At 59.3% G+C, this 18,300-nt stretch carries 15 protein-coding genes; 5 read left to right on the plus strand and 10 right to left on the minus strand.

Translation table 11 applies throughout. The features are described 5' to 3' along the window. Positions 1 to 240: 240 nt before the first annotated feature. Together pruA and GSQ91_RS01640 are read right to left on the minus strand one after the other, a co-directional pair. Positions 241 to 1,827, minus strand: a complete 1,587-nt coding sequence (gene pruA / locus GSQ91_RS01635; RefSeq protein WP_158819520.1) for an L-glutamate gamma-semialdehyde dehydrogenase — start codon at positions 1,825 to 1,827, stop codon at positions 241 to 243. A gap of 162 nt (positions 1,828 to 1,989) precedes the next feature. Then, the gene (locus GSQ91_RS01640) at positions 1,990 to 5,544 is read right to left on the minus strand and encodes a glycosyltransferase (protein WP_158819521.1); all 3,555 of its coding nucleotides are present in this window, start codon (positions 5,542 to 5,544) and stop codon (positions 1,990 to 1,992) included. 212 nt (positions 5,545 to 5,756) lie between these two features. Here GSQ91_RS01640 and GSQ91_RS01645 point away from each other — a divergent pair, with 212 nt between their 5' ends. Further along, positions 5,757 to 7,181, plus strand: a complete 1,425-nt coding sequence (locus GSQ91_RS01645; protein ID WP_158819522.1) for a glycosyltransferase family 39 protein — start codon at positions 5,757 to 5,759, stop codon at positions 7,179 to 7,181. 144 nt (positions 7,182 to 7,325) lie between these two features. Here the strand turns inward: GSQ91_RS01645 and GSQ91_RS01650 are convergent, their stop codons facing one another. From GSQ91_RS01650 to serS, 4 genes are all read right to left on the minus strand, one after another. Further along, complete coding sequence (locus tag GSQ91_RS01650; RefSeq protein WP_158819523.1) at positions 7,326 to 8,036, minus strand: outer membrane lipoprotein-sorting protein; 711 nt, start codon at positions 8,034 to 8,036, stop codon at positions 7,326 to 7,328. Positions 8,037 to 8,477: 441 nt separating this feature from the next. Then, complete coding sequence (locus GSQ91_RS01655) at positions 8,478 to 9,203, minus strand: outer membrane lipoprotein-sorting protein (protein WP_158819524.1); 726 nt, start codon at positions 9,201 to 9,203, stop codon at positions 8,478 to 8,480. A 41-nt stretch (positions 9,204 to 9,244) separates the two neighbouring features. Then, the gene (locus tag GSQ91_RS01660) at positions 9,245 to 9,625 is read right to left on the minus strand and encodes a hypothetical protein (RefSeq protein ID WP_158819525.1); all 381 of its coding nucleotides are present in this window, start codon (positions 9,623 to 9,625) and stop codon (positions 9,245 to 9,247) included. Beyond that, positions 9,622 to 10,953: a serine--tRNA ligase gene (gene serS, locus GSQ91_RS01665; RefSeq protein ID WP_158819526.1), complete on the minus strand. Its 1,332-nt coding sequence runs from the start codon at positions 10,951 to 10,953 to the stop codon at positions 9,622 to 9,624. Before serS ends, GSQ91_RS01660 begins: the two co-directional genes overlap by 4 nt. Positions 10,954 to 11,136: 183 nt before the next feature. Here serS and GSQ91_RS01670 point away from each other — a divergent pair, with 183 nt between their 5' ends. Together GSQ91_RS01670 and lepB are read left to right on the plus strand one after the other, a co-directional pair. After that, on the plus strand, positions 11,137 to 12,171 hold the full coding sequence (locus GSQ91_RS01670; RefSeq protein WP_254064316.1) for a serine hydrolase: 1,035 nt from the start codon (positions 11,137 to 11,139) through the stop codon (positions 12,169 to 12,171). 143 nt (positions 12,172 to 12,314) lie between these two features. Further along, entirely contained in the window at positions 12,315 to 12,839 is a 525-nt protein-coding gene (lepB, locus tag GSQ91_RS01675; protein ID WP_158819527.1) for a signal peptidase I, read from the plus strand. A 7-nt stretch (positions 12,840 to 12,846) separates the two neighbouring features. On the opposite strand, the gene tpiA is transcribed toward lepB, so the two are convergent. Further along, on the minus strand, positions 12,847 to 13,599 hold the full coding sequence (gene tpiA, locus GSQ91_RS01680) for a triose-phosphate isomerase (protein ID WP_158819528.1): 753 nt from the start codon (positions 13,597 to 13,599) through the stop codon (positions 12,847 to 12,849). Positions 13,600 to 13,771: 172 nt separating this feature from the next. Then, a complete protein-coding gene (gene pgk / locus GSQ91_RS01685; protein WP_158819529.1) occupies positions 13,772 to 14,983 on the minus strand; it encodes a phosphoglycerate kinase in 1,212 nt (403 codons plus the stop codon). Between the two features lie 118 nt (positions 14,984 to 15,101). On the opposite strand from pgk, the gene GSQ91_RS01690 reads away from it, so the two are divergent. Then, positions 15,102 to 16,109 carry a YeiH family protein gene (locus GSQ91_RS01690; protein WP_158819530.1) on the plus strand — a complete coding sequence of 336 codons (1,008 nt, stop codon included), beginning with the start codon at positions 15,102 to 15,104 and terminating at the stop codon, positions 16,107 to 16,109. On the opposite strand, the gene GSQ91_RS01695 is transcribed toward GSQ91_RS01690, so the two are convergent. Beyond that, on the minus strand, positions 16,106 to 17,044 hold the full coding sequence (locus GSQ91_RS01695) for a LysR family transcriptional regulator (protein ID WP_158819531.1): 939 nt from the start codon (positions 17,042 to 17,044) through the stop codon (positions 16,106 to 16,108). The two genes, GSQ91_RS01690 and GSQ91_RS01695, sit on opposite strands and share 4 nt — an antisense overlap. A gap of 32 nt (positions 17,045 to 17,076) precedes the next feature. Further along, positions 17,077 to 17,457: a RidA family protein gene (locus GSQ91_RS01700; RefSeq protein ID WP_158819532.1), complete on the minus strand. Its 381-nt coding sequence runs from the start codon at positions 17,455 to 17,457 to the stop codon at positions 17,077 to 17,079. A gap of 62 nt (positions 17,458 to 17,519) precedes the next feature. Here GSQ91_RS01700 and GSQ91_RS01705 point away from each other — a divergent pair, with 62 nt between their 5' ends. Further along, entirely contained in the window at positions 17,520 to 18,182 is a 663-nt protein-coding gene (locus GSQ91_RS01705) for a DUF6629 family protein (protein WP_158819533.1), read from the plus strand. The last annotated feature ends 118 nt before the right edge of the window (positions 18,183 to 18,300 follow it).

The raw sequence follows: 18,300 nt of genomic DNA on the forward strand, positions 1-18,300 counted from the left end.
TCTGGAAAGAGGTACACCGTTTCTAGAAGGAGAGGCAAAAGCACCGCCCCTACATTGTCACCTAGGACCACCCCTACATTGTCATCTCGACCGGAGGCGGCGCTTTTGTCGCCATAGTGGAGAGACCTGCAGTTTGCTCGCGCGGGTAATACTCCCCAAGCAAGCAAACTGCGACTTCTCCGCTCTGAGCAGAGTCGAACCGACGCATGACGATGCACGCATCGGTCATGCGTCCGGCTCCTACGCCTTATCCGAGACCACGCCCATCTTCTCCGCAATAGATTTCGCTTGAGTAAATAGTGTTAGGTAATCCGGCCCACCCGCTTTGGAATCCGTCCCACTCAAATTGAAGCCACCGAACGGATGAGCCCCAACCATCGCGCCAGTGCACTTGCGGTTCAAGTAGAGGTTCCCCACATGGAACTCATCGCGAGCGCGGTTAAGCTTCTCGCGAGAGCTCGTGTAGATGGCGCCCGTCAGGCCGTACTCGGTGTTGTTAGCGATGGCCAGCGCATCCTCGAAGTCCTTGGCACGAATCACAGCAAGCAGCGGCCCGAAGACCTCTTCCTGCGCCAGACGCGCCGTCGGAGCCACATCAGCGATGACAGTTGGTGCGATGTAATACCCGCCCTCAATGTCGAGCGCCGTACCACCGGTCAGCAATCGTCCTTCGCTCTCGCCGATCTGGATGTAGTCGAGAAGACGCTTCTTCGCGACGCTGTTGATGACCGGCCCCGTCGCGAAGTTCTCCGCAGGATCTCCGGTAGCGAGGCTCGCCACGCGCTCGCGAAGTTTGTCGCAGAAGGTGTCGTACACCGGCGACTCAACGATCACACGCGAACACGCCGAGCACTTCTGCCCATTGAACCCGAAGGCCGAAGCGACTACGCCATCCACGGCTGCATCGATATCCGAGTCCGCATCGACGATGATCGAATCTTTTCCGCCCAGCTCAAGGATCGTGCGCTTGATGAAGTTCTGTCCAGGCTGTGTCTTCGCAGCGCGCTCATGGATCTCGAGGCCAACCTTCTTCGAGCCCGTAAAGGCGATGAAGCGAATCTGCGCGTGATCCACGATGGCGCGGCCAACCTCCGGCCCACCTTGCACAAGATTGACGACCCCATCGGGAAGCCCGGCCTCTTCCAGCAACTCGACAAAGCGCGCGGCGATGGTCGGTGCATCAGGCGAGGGCTTCAGCACAACGGTATTGCCGCACACGATCGCAGCGGCCGTCATCCCGGCCATGATGGCGAAAGGGAAGTTCCACGGCGGAATTACCGCACCCACGCCAAGCGGAACGTAGCGTAGCAGATTGCGTTCGCCAGGATATTGAATCGGCGTCGTTGCGGCGTCGAGGCGCAGAGCCTCGCGCGCATAGAACTCCAGGAAGTCGATGCACTCACCGACATCCGCATCGGCCTCAGCCCAGTTCTTGCCGACTTCCAGCGTGAGCCACGCGCAGAAGGTCAGGTGACGGCTGCGGATCAGATCGGCAGCGCGAACCAGCAGCGCAACGCGTTCGGCGACAGGGGTGCGCTTCCAGCTTGCGAAGGCCAGCTGTGCCGCGCTGACGGCATCATTGGCATCCGCCTCCGTCGCAGCGGAGTGGACTCCGATAATCTCGGCGGGACGAGCAGGATTGACAGACGTAATGCTGTTGCCGGAGCGCCGACGCTGGCCTCCAATGACAAGGTCATAGGTCGCGCCAAGCTCGCTGCGAACGTGAGCAAGAGCCTCGAGCGTCGCACGCTTGATCTCGGCATCTTTGAAGTTGGTAAAGGGCTCATTGTGAAACGGGGGAAGATTGCTGATAGGGGCAGTGCTCATAGAAACCTCACAATCATTTTATGCGCTTGTGTGTAGGGCGATGTGGATTCGAGCATGCGGAAAATAGGCAAGGAGGCCGATTTTCGTCACAACTGCCGTGGCGAAACTTGGCTCCCTTAGCGCACGTTGCGTCAAAGGCTCTCTGTTTGCGCCTGCACGCCCTTACTCCGTAAGCTTCTCCGTCGCCTTCGACATTTTGGCCGTACGCTCCAGCTTGTCCCACGAGAACGGTTTGCCATCGATCGCACGCTTCACGGTCTTGATCAGCACCAGGGAAAAGAGCTGGCGATACGTAAACCGCTGCACCCAGATATGGACGAGCAGCCACGCATCCCCACGGCTGGCCGGATGTTTGCGTTCCAGCAGGAACGCCAGACCCGAAGCCGCGAAGTCGATCAGCAGGAACGCCAGGAAGGCCGTCAGGAGCTTGTACAGATCGCCCGTGCTGGTCGTCTCCGGATGGAAGTGTTTGTCGATAAAGTAATGCAACACTCCAGCGACGAACATGAAATCGATCAGCGGCGACACCAGCGGCAGCAGGATCTGGAAGACAACGATGTTGGGCAGAGCAAACAGGCCCATCGCACGCCGCCGCATAATCGCGCCGCGATGCTTGAAGACCGCCTGCAGAATTCCAAAAGACCACCGGAAGCGCTGCCGGGCAAGCCCGTTGGCATTGATCGGCGCCTCGGTAAAGGCGAGCGCCTGATCCTCATAGATGACCGCATAACCCTGCTCCAGCAGGTTCATGGTCAGGTCGGCATCCTCTGCAACGGTGTCGGGATGGTACGCTCCACCAGCTTTCACCGCCGCCGTCCGCCATGCGCCGATAGCTCCAGGCACCACCATCACGACATCGAATAAATCCAATGCCCGCCGCTCGAAGTTCTGGCTCGTGATGTACTCCAGCGCCTGCCAGCGCGTCCAGAGGTTCACCCGGTTGCCGACCTTTGCATTGCCCGCCACCGCACCGATGTCCGGATTCGCGAAGTGGCACACCAACCGTGCAACGGCGTCATGAGCAATAACGCCATCGGCATCGATGCCCACGTAGACCTCTTCGTCCGTGCTCTGCAGCGCGAAGTTCAGCGCCTCGGCCTTGCCGCCGTTGGGCTTGGTCAGCACCGTCAGCTTGCCATCCGCAATCTCCTTCGCATAGGTTTCGGTGGCGATCTTATACGTTGCGTCGGTCGAGCCATCGTCGATCACGATGATGCGAATGTTCTTGTAGTTCGACATCAGCACAGAGCGGATGGTCCGCGCAATCACCTTCTCCTCGTTGTACGCAGGAATCAGTACGGCGACCTTCGGCTGATAGTCGGGCGTAGAGAAGTCCTTGCGGCGGCGGAAGCGATCGATGATGGCACACAGGCCGATGATGATGAGCCGCCCGCTCATCAGGATGTCGCCGACAAAGAAGACGGTCAGCACGAAGTGATTGAAGAAGCCAATAAAGAAGAAGGTGATCGAGTCGATGAAAGCGCCGTAGCGCTGATTCCTCGTCAGCGGCACCATCACCTGGTCGCGTGTCTGGCCGATGAGCTCCGAGACTGGAACGATCTCATAGCCATGGGCCCGCAGCGCTTCGATCAGCTTCGGCAGCGCGGCGACAGTCGCCGAGCGGTCGCCGCCGCCGTCATGCATGAGAATGACGGACCCGCGCATCCAGGACTTCGTGTTGGCCTCGGTGATCTGCTCGAAGACGCTGTCGATAATCTCCTGCGGAGACTTGCGCGGATGCTCGTCCCAGTCGTTGGTATCGATCTTGTCGCCGACGATGACGTAACCGAGCTGCTGCGTATGGTCGACCGGCGCGGCCTGGTCGTTGGTATCGGGCTCCTGGTCGATGGAGTACGGCGGGCGGAAGTAGATCGGCTGCACCCCGAGTTTGGAGGCAAAGAGCCGTTCTGTCAGGTTCAGTTGCAGGTCGACCTGGCGCGTCGAGATTTCGCTGATGTCGGGATGCGTGAAGGTATGGTTGCCGATCTCATGGCCTTCGCGGTAGACACGCTGCATCACGCCGACATTGTCCTGCGCGACCTCTCCGATCATGAAGAAGGTCCCCACCACGTTGTACTTCTTCAAAATATCGAGGACCAGCGGCGTCCACTTGGGATCCGGGCCATCGTCGAAGCTAAGGGCGACCTTCTTCGGGTGATACCCGTACTGCGAAAGGGTATACGGCAGCGGATACGAGTCCATCGTCTCGGAGACGACGCTGAGATACTTCGATGGAATCGTCTTATCGTCGTCCATCGTGACGGTGCGATGGCCGTTCTGCGGCCTCCCGGTCACCTTCAGGATGTCGCCGTCGCCTTCGGTGTCCACATCCTGCCCCGGCAAAACGACTGCGAGGTCTTTCACCGGATCGGCCTTCGTAGGCGAGTCCCAGATCTTCCACAGGGAATCGTCCTCATAGCCCAGACGGAACAGCGCGAAGGTCTCCAGCCCGAGCGCGCGGGCGACGCGCATCTGGTTCAGCACCGTGACGGCATCCAGAAACCAGACCTGGTGCCGCACCTTCGCATCTTCGTCGTCATAGGTGAAGTGCGGATTCAGCGAGTCGTCGTCCAGATCGATCTGTGCCTCCGAGTCGGAAGCGGCCTGCCAGACCTCCTGCGTCGAAAGCATCATGGTGGAAAGAATCGGCTGTTTTGCGGGAGGCTTGGTCTTCTTGCGCGAGCCTTTGCCCTTGGCCGGCGGGGGAGGCGGAAGATTTGTGGTCCAGTCGTAGCCGTAGTTGCCGATGCCGATGATCAGTTTTTCGCGCGGGACGATCTTCATCGCCTCCCGCAGGTTATTCGCGAACCAGTCTTGTCCGGCCACCGGGCCGGGATCGGTGCCGGTCTGGTGCTGGTCGAGGTTCATCAGAACGACGCCATTGCTGTTGGCGCCGATGAACTTCAGGTCGAAGTCGTCATCGCCGACCGGCACGCTGACGTACAGCCGCAGATTGCGCGAGTGAAAGTCGTTATAGAGCGCCTGGATGAGTTGTTGGTAGCCGGGTTGGGCGGCAAGCGGGATGTTCTGGAAGTTGAGTGTTAGACCGCGGTAGAGCGTATTTGCCGCGAGAAACGTATCGATCTGGTGAACGAAGTTCGCACGAGCTGCGGGGTTCAGCAGAAACTGTCCGACATTGTCCTCAAAGACACCGTCCGCCGCGCTGTAGTTGTTCACCAGTGGAAAGATTTCGGTATCTTCGCGGGCCGTTGTAATGGCGCGGACTACCTTGTTCTCGCGATCGACTCCATGCACCACGGAGCCCTCGACCACGGAGAACGGAATGTTGTCGGAGGTAAGGGCCGTGATATTGCCATCCGGCGTGACGACGTGGAGCCACTCGGGGAAGAGCAGGTCGATCTGTTTGATGTGCTGCTTCAGAGAGGCGTAGCTGGCCGGATCGGCGTCCGTATAGAACGCCGCCCGCAGACCCTCACCCGAGTTCAGAACGACATCGGAGGGCTTGAGGTCCAGTCTGCGATGCGCGGACCGATTGAGCTTCTCCTTGGAGGTGAGTTCCAGGGCCGGCGCGTTCGCCAGGGCACGGTACCGCTTGGTCGCCGACCGCAGATCGAGCCCGCGCAGGGGCTTCATGCGGACCAGGCCAACGATAAACAGTACCCCCACGATAACGCCGAAAAGAGCCAACAAGTCGAAGATTCGCCGCAGCCGCTTCCAGCGTTTGCGTTGCGGGTCGTAAAAAACTTGCTTGCTCATGGATCGTTAGGGTTCCCTGTTATCGTATCGCGTTTTAGTTATCGTATTACGTATCGAAATGTCAGCCATCCTGGTTCGCAGAGGAACCACCCCAGGTTTCGCCACGAAACCCTCCGCGACCTTTGCGTCTTTCCTCTGCGCCCTCTGCGTCAAGGCTGTTGCTACTCCGAAAAGCAACAAAGGAAACACTCCAATCGGTATGATGCAAGGAAATGCATCAGCGTGGACGAGGATGGGGGTTTGCGGTACTGCTCTTGCTGGCGGGTATCGCGCTACGTGTGGTCTTCATCCGCTACCACGACGAGTTTGTGGGGGACTCGCTGATCTATGCCGACCTCGCTCATAATCTCTTCTCGAATCACATCTACGGGGTAACGGAAGCCGGCAGTGTGATTCGCCCCACCCTGATCCGGCTACCCGGCTATCCCATCTTTCTCGGGGTGTGTTTTTCGCTCTTCGGGGACCAGAACTTCATCGCCGTCGTCTGGGTGCAGGCCCTTCTCGCCCTCGTCGAGTGCTGTCTGCTGGGCGTTCTGGCCGCCAGACTGATGGGCAGGCGCGCCGGGCTGATAGCGCTCGGCCTGGCGGCACTCTGTCCCTTCACCTCGAACTACGTCGCCGCCGCGCTCACGGAGACTCTCAGCCTCTTCTGCATCACGCTGGCCCTGTTCTCTTTGGAGCGGTGGATGCGGCTGCAGCAGCAGGGAAGGCCCTGGAACGCCTGGCTCTTGCCGGTTGGGCTCGCCTCAGCCTATGCCGTCCTGGTGCGCCCGGATCAGGCGCTGCTGCCCATGGTGGTGGTTCCGGCGATGCTGGGTGTGAGCCTTCGCCCCAAAGGCGGCCCAGTCAAAGCAGGTCTAGCCAGGCGCAGCCTCCCTGCCGCCAGCGTGGCCCTGATCATCGCCTTGCCTCTGCTGGTATGGGGCGCCCGCAACTGGCGTGTGTTTCACGTGGTGCAGCCGCTGGCGCCGCGCTATGCAACCGATCCCGGCGAGCCGATCTCCTATGGCTTTCAGCGCTGGTACAGAACCTGGGCCATCGACTTCAAATCGACGCTGGACGTCTACTGGACCTATGACGGATCGCAGCTTGCGCTGACCGACCTCCCATCCCGCGCCTTCGACAACGCCGCCCAGCGCCAGGAGACGGAGCGGATCTATGCGCAGTACAACGAGGTCACCTCGGCCAACCCAGAGTCCGACGCCGCCTTCGCCAGGCTCGCGGCAGAGCGGGTTGCAGCCCACCCTCTTCGTTATTACATCGTCTTGCCGCTAGCCAGGCTTGCGGACATGTGGCTCTGTCCACGAGTAGAGCTAATGGATCTCCCGCTCGATTGGTGGCACTGGCGAAAGCATCCAAAGGCCTCCGCCTTCAGCCTTTTCTATGCCTCGTTAGATGCCGCGTATCTCGTATTGGCAGCGGTAGGGCTGTGGCGCTGGCGGCGACAGGGCTGGAGCGGCTATAGCGCACTCGCCTACGCGATGGTCGCCTTCGTTCTGCTGCGCTGCATCCTGCTGGCAACGATCGACAACTCCGAGCCGAGATACACACTGGAGTGCTTCCCCATAGTGATCCTCCTGGCAAGCTTTGCCCTGATGCGGGAGCACCCAAAACAACCTCTCGAGTCGCCTCGATAGAGCACTTGCTTTTCTTTCTGTCATTCCCGCAGGGAATCTGCTTCTTACCCGTATCGCCACAAATCCGGGTGCCCCATCGCATCGGGCGGACGCCCGACCGCTCCTGCCCATATACGCTCTACCCGCGAAGCTCGTACCGAAGACTCAGTGATTAACCGTAGTCGTATGCGAGTCCGTATGCATCTTGAAGCTTCCCTTGTCGATGCTGCCATTCAGTTTGATGTTGGAGTACGTTGCTGTACGGTAGTCGCCTGACGGGGTATTGAAGACCTGCTTCAGTGGGACGCCGCGCGTGGGATCGACCCAGATGGTGACGTGAGTGAACGTGTTCTTCACGCTGGGATCTTTGGCGACCAGGTCGAGTTTCTCGACTTTAATCGACTGTCCGTTGTCGGTGATGGACTCCGTGCCCTGGTCCGTAATGTTCCAGATGCGGGCAAGATCTTTTCCGCTACCGCCAAAACCTAGCGTCAGAAAACTCTCATACTGGGCTTGGTTGTTTCCAGCATGCAGAACGGTGATCTGATCGACACCGGGGTCGAACATCTGCAGCACGCCACCTTTATATTCGATCACCCTTTGCGTCTTCTTCGTGGTCGGGTCGGCGACGACGGCACCCATCTGGATAGCCGTGCCATTGCGTTCGAAGTAGATGGGGCCGGTCTGCGTGGTGGTGTCGCGGACGACGCGTTCGTAGTAATCCCACTTGAAGTCAGCCCGCGCGCTCTTGAAGCGTTGACTGGCAGCGTCAAGCTGCGAGAGAACCGTCGAGAGCTGCGACTCCTGTGCGTGAATCAAAGGCATCGAGAGGCCAACGGCCAGGGCTACACTAGCAAAGCTGCGAAGAACCTTCATCCGGAAAACTCCTATACGTTGCGGCCATCCAACGAATCATTGGCCTGCTCGTTTGATGCTTATCCAGTATCTATCGGCAGGCTCAGTCTTCTGAAATTGATGTCCAGCTCAATTTGTGACGCAGTGCGGCGCAAATCGAAAATGCGCGATCCATCGATTGCATTAGCACACAGCTACAGCTTCAGTCGCGTGACAAACTCCCATGGCAACCCGGTTTTAGCCATCGGGGGGATGTGTCTCGTTCGAACCATGCAAACACTTTGTTGTGGCAAGTCCCGGAAGGGCCCGGTTTCAACCGGGCCGCAAAAGTCAGGCCGCAGGGGTGTACCTTGCTGCCGCAGGCTGGAGTGAAGGCGCAGCCGTAACGACTGAATTGCTTTCCTTTCACCTGGTGAAAGGTATTGACGCTATCAGTCCACTCGGTTACCCCGCGACCTGAAATTAGTGCAGGATGCGTTGCGCATCCTTACTGATCTCATAGGGGCCCGTATTGATTTTTTTGTTCAGCCTGATCTTCGAGTACGTAGTAGTGCGGCTGTCTCCATTGGGTTCGTAGAAGATTTGCTTGAGCGAGAGGCCTCGTACGGGGTCAACCCAGATGGTGACGTGGGTGTACAAGTTCCTCACGCTGTCATCCTTGCTGACGAGATCGAGCTTTTCAGTCTTGATCTGCTGTGTTCCGTCGCTAAGGGTCTCGGGACCCTGGTCCTGGATCGTCCAGGACTTGACGAGATCGCTGCCGCTGCCGCCGAAGCCTAGCGTCAGAAAGCTCTCGTACTTTGCCTGGTTGGCTCCAGCCTTGAAGATGTCGTTCTGGTTCGTGCCGGGCGTATAGATCTGGAGTGTGTTGCCATCGTAGACAAGGATCTTGGCCGGTGACTTCTCAGGCTTGTTGTCAGGGCCGAGATTAAAGAAGACAGCACCCATCTCTTGGCTCTTACTGGAGCGCTCGATATAGATCGAGCCCGTATTGATGGTGTGATCGCGGACTACCCGTGTGTAGTTGTCATAGCTGACCTCTGCCTGAGCGTTGTGGAAGTTTGCAGCCGCGGCATCGAGTTTCTTGAGGACATCGGCGAGCTGTGGCGAAGATACCTGGGCATGAACCAAAGGCGCTGAGAGCCCAGCGGCCAGAGCTAGGATGGCAGAGCTGCGAAGAACCTTCATCGTGAAAAAGCTCCTTCTGTCATCACCCGATGCCCAATCAATCAGCGCAGCACAGTAGCGTCATACGCGACGATCTTGCCTTTGGTGTCTGGCACAGCCTTGTAGTGCTCCAATGTCACCTCGCCGGCCATGGGTTCGATCACGCGGAGAAGCGCTGTTTTTATCTCGGCATCGGTCGATGCGCCATCGAGGTCCTCAGCGCGAATCTCATAGATAAACCGCGCCTCGTTGCCGCTGCTGCCTGCCTCTTTGACCAGCACCTCGCTGGCACGCAGCGGCACGGTCTTCACGGGCCTGTCTTTGAAGTCGATAAAGTGCGGCGACACAAACACGAAGAGCAGGATGGCCGTAACCATCACGTCGTAGTGAAAGCTGCCGCGTTCGTAGGACCAGAAGAAGTAGCTGCGCAACAAACGGGTCATAGTGCACGCCCCAGGGACTGCTTGGTAATCACGGTCTCGCCGCCCATATAGGGCTGCAGTGCCTCGGGAATCCGCACCGAGCCATCGGCTTGCTGATAGTTCTCCAGAATCGCAAGATACGTGCGGCCCACGGCCAGGCCGCTGCCGTTGAGCGTATGCACGAACTCCGCTTTGTTCGATCCCGCAGGCTTGTACCGGATGTTCGCGCGACGCGCCTGGAAGCTCTCGAAGTTCGAGCAGGAAGAGATCTCGCGATAGGTCTGCTGCCCAGGGACCCACACCTCAAGGTCATAGGTCTTGGCAGAGCCGAAGCCCATGTCCCCGGTGCAGAGCAGCATGCGGCGATAAGGAAGGCCAAGGCGCTCGAGCACGGACTCGGCATCCCGAGTGAGCCTCTCGTGCTCCTCGTAGGAGTTCTCGGGCCGCGTGAACTTTACAAGCTCCACCTTCTGGAACTGGTGCTGGCGAATCATGCCGCGCACATCTTTCCCATACGACCCAGCCTCCGAACGGAAGCACGGCGTATAAGCCGTAAACGAGATCGTGCCGCCGCTCAGGTCGATGGTCTCATCGCGGAACAGATTGGTGAGCGGAACTTCAGCCGTGGGGATCAGCCAGTGGTCGTTCTCCTGCAACTGGCCAGGCGTGTACGGGCCCTTGTCGTCGCAGTGGAAGAGGTCTTCCGCAAACTTTGGCAACTGTCCCGTGCCAAACAGGGAACTGGAGTTGACCATGTAGGGCGGCAGCACCTCGGCATAGCCGTGCTCGCGAGTATGCAGGTCGAGCATAAAGTTGGCCAGCGCCCGCTCCAGCCGGGCACCCGCACCGAAATGCACGACAAAGCGCGAGCCGGAGATCTTCGCAGCGCGGCCGAAGTCGAGGATGCCCAGTTCTTCGCCAATCTCCCAATGCGGCTTGGCTGTGAAGTCGAACCGGGTAGGCTCATCCCAGGTCTTTTCGCAGACATTGTCGTGCTCGGACTTGCCGACGGGCACATCGTCATGCGGCAGGTTGGGCAGACCCTGGAGCAGGTCACGCAATGTCGCATCGGCGGCATTGGCGGTGGCTTCAAGGGTGGCTGTCCGGTCCTTCAGTTCACCGGAGCGCTGGCTGACAGCGGCAACATCGCCACCGGCGCGCTTGACCTTCGCAAACTCCTCCGAAAGAGCATTGCGCTGTGCCTTGAGGGTTTCGACCTCGGTAATCGCGGCGCGGCGTTCCGCGTCGAGCTTCGCAAAATCGGCCAAAACCGACGAATCTGCGCCGCGTGAGCGCAGTTTTTCTTCTACAAGCGGGAGATTCGCCCGCACAAACCCTAAATCGAGCATACAAAGCTATTCTAGCTGGCATTCTCCAGTGGAACGCTAAGCAGTTGCAGGCCAAGACGAAAGACAGTATGTGCGATATTCGCACATACTTATGGGGTACGAAAGACTCGATTTACTTCATAGTCCAACAGAAGACGCAGGCAAGGTATGTTGGAGGGATCACCTATTCAGGAGAGAGATTGGATGAAGGCTGCAAAAGTTTTATTCGTGGCGATCCTGCTGTTCGTCGTGACACGCACAAAGGCCCAGGCTCCTACTCCAGCGCTCACCGGCGACCACGAACTACTCGCGCAACTACAGCCGATTCTCTCCGCGCACCACGGCAAAGTAGCCCTCTATGCCGTCCAGCTGAACACAGGTAAAACGGTAGGCATCGACCAGAGCCTACCCGTACAAACCGCCTCCGACATCAAGCTGGCGATCTTGTATGAGGCGATGGTCGAAGTCCGCGAGGGCAAGGCCCACTGGGACGAAAAGCTAGTCTTGAAGCCGGGCGATCCCGTTAGTGGATCGGGCGTTCTCCTCTTCTTCGACACGCCGATCACCGTCACGCTCAAAGACGCCCTGACCATGATGGTGATCGTCAGCGACAACACGGCAACGAACATGATGATCGACCGTTTCGGCGTAGATCCAGTCAATGCGCGGATGGTAGCACTGGGGCTCACGAACACGCACCTCTACAAGAAGGTCATGAAACCCGCCACCGGCCCCATGCCGGCTGACCAGCCAAAGTTCGGCCTGGGCAAGACGACTCCCTACGAGATGGCAGTCTTGATGACCCGGATCGGGCGCTGCGAGTTACATGCCGATGCCCCCCGAACAACTCCTGTACCGCCAACCTCCAGCGAAGGCTTCGCCAAGCCCGATGCCCAGGATCTCGCTGTCTGCGAGGTGGGCCTGAAGATGTTGAGCAACCAGTTCTACCGCGAGACAATTCCACGCTACCTGGAGACGGTCGATTCCAGCGAGACAGGCACCGCCATCGCCAGTAAGACCGGAAGCCTGAACGCGGTCCGCAACGACGTCGCCATCGTCGCCGGCAAGACCGGCCCGATGGTGCTCTCGATCTTTACCTACGACAACACCGACCACAGCTGGACGGTCGACAACGAGGGCGAGGTCACCATCGCCAAACTGGCAAAAGCAATTGTCATGGACTGGTCTCCAATCGGGATCGACGGCAAGACGCTGGTCCCGGGGCTGGACCTGAAATGACGACGGTTGTTGGTTTGTGTTCTCTTTGAGGCTCAAATACGTCTATAAAAGTAGAGAGTGGGCAAATACGCCCGGCAGGAAAAGAGGCAAGGTTGGAGCAGCCGACACCAGAAGCGACACAAACACCGCAAACCCCAAAAAGTATGGGTCTGCGCTCATGGGCGACGGACCTGCTCGTCGCAGTCATCGTGTCGGCGTTCATCATTCTGTTCCTGTATCAGCCAGTGAGGGTGGAAGGCACGAGCATGCTGCCGGTACTGGAAGACCAGGACCGGCTGTTCATCGACAAGTTTGCCTACTCGAGTCTCGGCAGCCTGGTGGGAGAGCACATCCATCGTAGTGATGTCGTTGTATTCCTCTACCCGCACGACCACACCAAGAGCTACATCAAGCGCGTAATCGCCCTGCCGGGAGACACGCTGCGAATCGACCACGGAACGGTATGGGTGAACGGCAATCCGCTCAAAGAGAGCTATGTGCCGCTGAAGTACGAAGACGACCGCTCGCAGCCGGAGATGACCATACCGCACGGCGAGTACTTCGTGATGGGCGACCACCGCTCCATCTCCAGCGACAGCCGGGACTTCGGCCCGGTAGATCGGGACTTGATCTATGGCCGGGCAGCATTCGTGTACTGGCCGATGGATCAGGCAGGCTTGGTCCGCTAATTAGGTTCTAAGCGTAGTGGACGATGTTGGCGAAGGTAGTAGGCACCAGGCTAGCGCCGCCAACCAGTGCTCCGTCGATCTCTTCCTGCTGCATGAGCGCGCCGATATTCTCAGGCTTCACTGACCCACCGTAGAGGATGCGCGTGTTGTCGGCAGTCTGCTCGCCGCAGCAGTGGCTGAGTTCATGCCGGATGATCTTATGAGCCTCTGCCGCGACCTCAGGTGAGGCCGTAGAGCCGGTGCCGATAGCCCAGATAGGCTCATAGGCGATAACCAGGCGGCGGGCCTCGCTGGCCGAGATATTGCGCAGGGCAGCCCGAACCTGGCTACGCAGCGTCTCCTCTGTTTTGAGGTCCTCGCGCTCCGCCAGCAGCTCTCCAACGCAGACGATCGGTGTGATGCCGTGGTTGATCGCTGCCTTCAGCTTGAGGTTCACCCGCTCATAGGTCTCGTTGAAGTAGAGGCGTTGTTCGGAGTGGCCCAGCAGGACGTGCCTGCACCCAATGGAGACGAGCATGGTGGGTGAGGTCTGCCCGGTATAGGGGCCTTCATTGAGCCAATGCATGTTCTGCGCGCCGGCGCGGACGTTGGTCCCGACCGTGGCTTCCAGTACATAGCCCAGCGAACTCATCGTGGGAAAGACGGCGATCTCGTCACGCGTATGTCCCTCGACCAGCGGAAGAAAGGCGTCGAGAAAGGCAAGCGACTCCTTGGGCGTCTTGTACATCTTCCAGTTGCCGGCGATGAAGGGCTTGCGCATACGTTCAGGTCTCCCATAAAGGCTGTGGTCAGTGGAGATTACGGGCTGGGTGTGAGGAATGGCAAGGGAGTGTGGCCGAAATTCGCACGCCGCGGAGCCTGTCCGGTTGTGTCTTGAGCCGCAAGCCACGAGTTACCAGTTTCGCTTTTAAGAACTGGTAACTCGGCACTGTTTATTTTTGTGTAAGGGCGGCCACACCTGGCAGCGTCTTGCCTTCAAGAAACTCCAGGCTCGCCCCGCCGCCGGTTGAGATGTGCGTGATCTTGTCCGCGACGCCGGAGTTGTGCAGCGCCGCTACCGAGTCTCCGCCGCCGACGATGGTGATGGCATCTTCGTTCTTCGCGAGCGCTTTGGCGATGGCGTTAGTGCCCTTGGCGAAGGGTGACAGTTCGGCGACGCCCATGGGGCCGTTCCAGACGACGGTCGCGGCCTCAGCTATCTCCGCCGCAAAGAGCTTGATCGTCTCAGGTCCGATGTCCAGGGCCATCAGCTCGGCGGGGAAGGGCTCCGTGCCGCTGAAGATCCGGGTCTTTGCATCAGAACTGAACTTGTCCGCAAGGATGTGATCGACAGGCAGCAGAAACTTCACGCCACGGGCTTCGGCTTTCTCGAGGGCTGCACGGGCGACGTCATACTTGTCGGCTTCCACGAGCGACTTGCCGGTGGTCTGGCCCTGCGCGTTGAGGAAGGTATAGGCCATCGCGCCGCCGATCAACAGGGCGTCGACCTTGTTGAGCAACGCGTTGATGACCTCGATTTTGTCCGAGACCTTGGCACCGCCGATGATAGCGACAAACGGACGGTTCGGTTCGGCAACCGCCTTCCCGAGATAGTTGAGTTCCTTCTCCATCAGCAAGCCTGCAGCCGACTGGGCGACGAAGTGCGTGATGCCCTCGGTGGAGGCATGCGCGCGATGTGCTGCTCCGAATGCATCGTTCACATAGAGGTCACAGAGCTGCGCGAGCTTTTTAGCGAATTCTGGGTCATTGGCCTCTTCACCGGCGTGGAAGCGCAGGTTTTCCAGCAGTAGCGTCTGGCCGGGCTCGAGGTTCTCGGCGAGCTCGAACGCCACCGGCCCAACGCAATCGGGCGCGAAGGCAACGTTCTCATCCGGATCGAGCACATGGTCGAGCAGCGAACGCAGGCGATCGACGACCGGCCGCAGGCTCATCGTGTCGACGTGCTTGCCTTTGGGGCGGCCAAGGTGTGCGGCGAGGATCACCCGGGCCTTGCGGCGCAGCGCGTATTCGATGGTGGGGATGGTCTCACGAATGCGTGTGTCGTCGGTGATGGTGCCCTCCTTGGAGAGGGGCACGTTGAAGTCGACGCGAATGAGGACGCGCTTACCGGTAAGGTCGAGGTCGCGAATTGAGAGCTTGGGCATTGCCTGAAGAATAACCGAGTGGAGGGTGAATAGGGGAGAGGGCGCTTATGGGCGATAAGAACTTCTGCTTGGACGTGCCGTTTTGGCGGGAAGACAGTGGAAGTCGAGGCAAACAAAAATGACGACTCAAACGATAGTCGAGTGTCAAGAGAAGACAGCGGCATTCAAGACGCTCAACAGCAAAACGGTGTTCTTTCTCGGGCTATTGATCGCGGCCAGCGGCCTGGTGTCGCCGCCTGTAGCGCTGGTGGGTGGCATTGCCTTCGGTTTTTCGGTGGAGCATCCCCTGCGGGCCGAGGCGAGCTCGCTGGCGAAGCTGCTGCTGCAGGCTTCGGTGGTTGCTCTGGGTTTTGGGATGAACCTTCAACAGGTGGTGCATGCCGGGCGCTCGGGGTTTCTCTATACGGCGGTGAGCATTACGGCTGCGCTGGGGCTGGGACTGCTCCTGGGCAAGCTGCTGAAGGTGGGCGGCAAGGCTTCGTTCCTGATCGCGGCGGGTACAGCTATCTGCGGCGGAAGCGCAATCGCCGCTTTGGCGCCGATCACCGAGGCGGGCGAAGAAGAGATCAGCGTATCGATGGGCACCGTGTTCCTGCTGAACTCAATGGCTCTCCTGTTGTTTCCCGCAGTGGGATGGGCACTGCATCTGAGCCAGAACCAGTTCGGACTGTGGGCGGCATTGGCTATCCACGATACGAGTTCCGTGGTCGGCGCAGCCGCAAAGTACGGCGATCAGGCGCTGGCGATCGGAACCACGGTAAAGCTGGCGCGTGCGTTATGGATTGTGCCGGTATCCTTGATCACCGCGACGTTTATCGCGCGACATGGAACGCGCAGGGGCAATGCTGGTCCCAGTGCCGGGGTAAAGATTCCCTGGTTCATCGTGCTGTTCTGCGCCGCGGCTGCACTGAGTACGTACCTTCCGAGCCTGCGACCGATGTTTGGCTCACTGAACCATCTCGGCAAAGTAGGCCTGACGGCGACGCTGTTCCTGATCGGGACGAGCCTGTCGAAGAAGACCCTGAAGCAGGTTGGCATCAGGCCGCTGGTGCAGGGGGTAGTCCTCTGGGTAGTTGTGGCTGGAGCTTCCCTGGCGGCAATCTACTTTCGAATGATTTCGATCTAGCCTTCGGCTGCAGGGCTTGGTCTTCCAGTAGGGCGAGGTGCCAGGGCTTCGGCTCGTTCTAGGATGAAGCGGTAGAAGGCTCCCGTGACGCCAATAGGTTCAGGACCGCTGGGAGTGGCCAGCGAGAACATTCGCGCGAGTTGCAATCCGCGAACGTGTGCAACTCGCAGGTTTCCGAGAGCCAACTGCGAACGTACCGCCCAGCGTGAGACAAACGCGATGCCCAGGCCTGCTTCCACGGCGCTGAGCAGGCCTTCGGTGGAGTCGAAGGTCATGCGGACGTGGAGGTCGCGGAGGCGAAGGCCGGCACGTTCAAAGGCCTGCTCGACGATACGGCGTGAGCCGGAGCCGAGTTCGCGCGCGACGAACGTAGCCTGCTGGAGCTGCGCGAGCTCGATATCTTCGCCAGCCCACTCGTGCGTGGCGGGGACGACGCAGATCATGTGGTCTTCCATGAAGGGTTCAATGCGGACATCCTGGCGCATAGCAGGGCCCTCGATGAGTGCGAGCTGGGCACGACGACTGACGAGAGCTTCGAGTGCGGTCCGTGTGTTTCCACCGATCACATCGATGTTGACCTTTGGGTTTTCGAGCAGGAAACCGGCGATGAGTTGCGGGAGCAGGTATTGCCCGATAGTCTGCGAGGCGGCGAGGGTGAGGTGGCCAGCATTGGTGCTGGTCGTCGCTGCGACGGCCTGGCGCGCCTCATCCGACAGGTCCGCGAGTTTTTCGGCGTAGGGAAGAAGAGTTTTCCCGGCGGCAGTGAGGGTGATTTTGCCGCCGGAGCGATCGAAGAGCGCAACACCCAGCTCCGCCTCCAGCGCTTTGATCTGCTGCGTGACGGCGGGCTGAGTGAGCAGGAGTTCTTCGGCGGCCACGCGGAAGTTGCGGTGGCGGGCGACAGCGCGGAAGACGCGGAGGCGGAAGTTCTCCATAGAGTCCAGCGTACAGCTACAGCGGAAATGATCTAGGGCAGCACGGCTTCGGCTTCGATCTCGACGTGCCACTTCGGGTTGAGCAGGGCGGCGACGACCATGGTGCTCGCGGGGCGAATTGTGCCAAAGACCTCGCCGTGGGCGCGGCCAATCTCTTCCCAGTCCTCGACGTGGGCAAGAAACATGCGGGTGCGGACGACGTTCTCGAAGGTAGCTCCAGCCTGTGTGAGCGCGGTCTCGATGAGCTTGAGGACCGTGCGGGTCTGTTCCGCAGGTGAGAGGTCTTCGGCTCCGACCGGGCCGGTACCCGAGACGTGGACGACGTTGCCGATGCGTACTGCGCGCGAGAAGCCGATGATGGGTTCGTAAGGCGATGTGCCAGGAATGTTTTGGCGAGACGATGTGTTGCTCATCGAACAATGATAACTGTGGGCATCGGTTATGATCTGCACTACTTCGGAGGGATGGCGAGGCAATGTGTTTTTCTGCGACAGCGAACTTTGTGGGGAGCGGTGTGCTCGGTGCGGTCGGCGTCGTCACACTGACGAAAGTAAAGCACAGGCGCGAGCTGTTATTTGCTTCGCTGCCGACGCTGTTTGCGGTGCATCAGTTCATGGAAGGCTTCGTCTGGCTGGGGTTGGATGGCATCCTGTCGCCGGCGGTGACGCACGATATGGGTGCGGCATTCGTAATCTATGCACAGGGGTTACTGCCGTTTCTGATGCCGCTGAGCATTATGCTGTTTGAGCAGACGCGAGCACGACGGCGAACGATGCTGCCATTCGTGATTCTGGGAACGCTGCTGACGCTCTACATGCTGTGGGGCCTCGCGGCGTATCCGCTGCAGGTCTCGGTAGCGGGCAATAGCATTGTGTACGTCAACTACGCGACCAACAGGACCTGGGTTGCGGTGCTGTATGTAATTGCTACGTGCGGCTCGTTGTTCTTCTCGAAGGTCAGGGCGATGGTGCTCTTTGGAGCTGCGAACCTGATTATTTTGCTGACCGTGATGGCGGTGAAGCGCTACGCGTTTACGTCGTTGTGGTGTGCGTATGCTGCGGTGGCCAGCGTGATTATCCTGGCTTACTTCTGGAAGAGCTCGGGGATCAGGCCGTTCAAGTACATTGAGGCGATTTGAGGGGTGGCATGAAAAGGGCGAACGCTTTCGCGCTCGCCCTTTTGTTGGCTTCGAATGTGAAGTGAGTGCTTACAGCCCCTTCTTCACCAAGAAGAGAATCAGATCCTTCACGCGCGAG

Origin of the sequence: Granulicella sp. S156 (assembly GCF_009766105.1) — a bacterium.
Taxonomy (GTDB): Bacteria; Acidobacteriota; Terriglobia; order Terriglobales; family Acidobacteriaceae; genus Granulicella.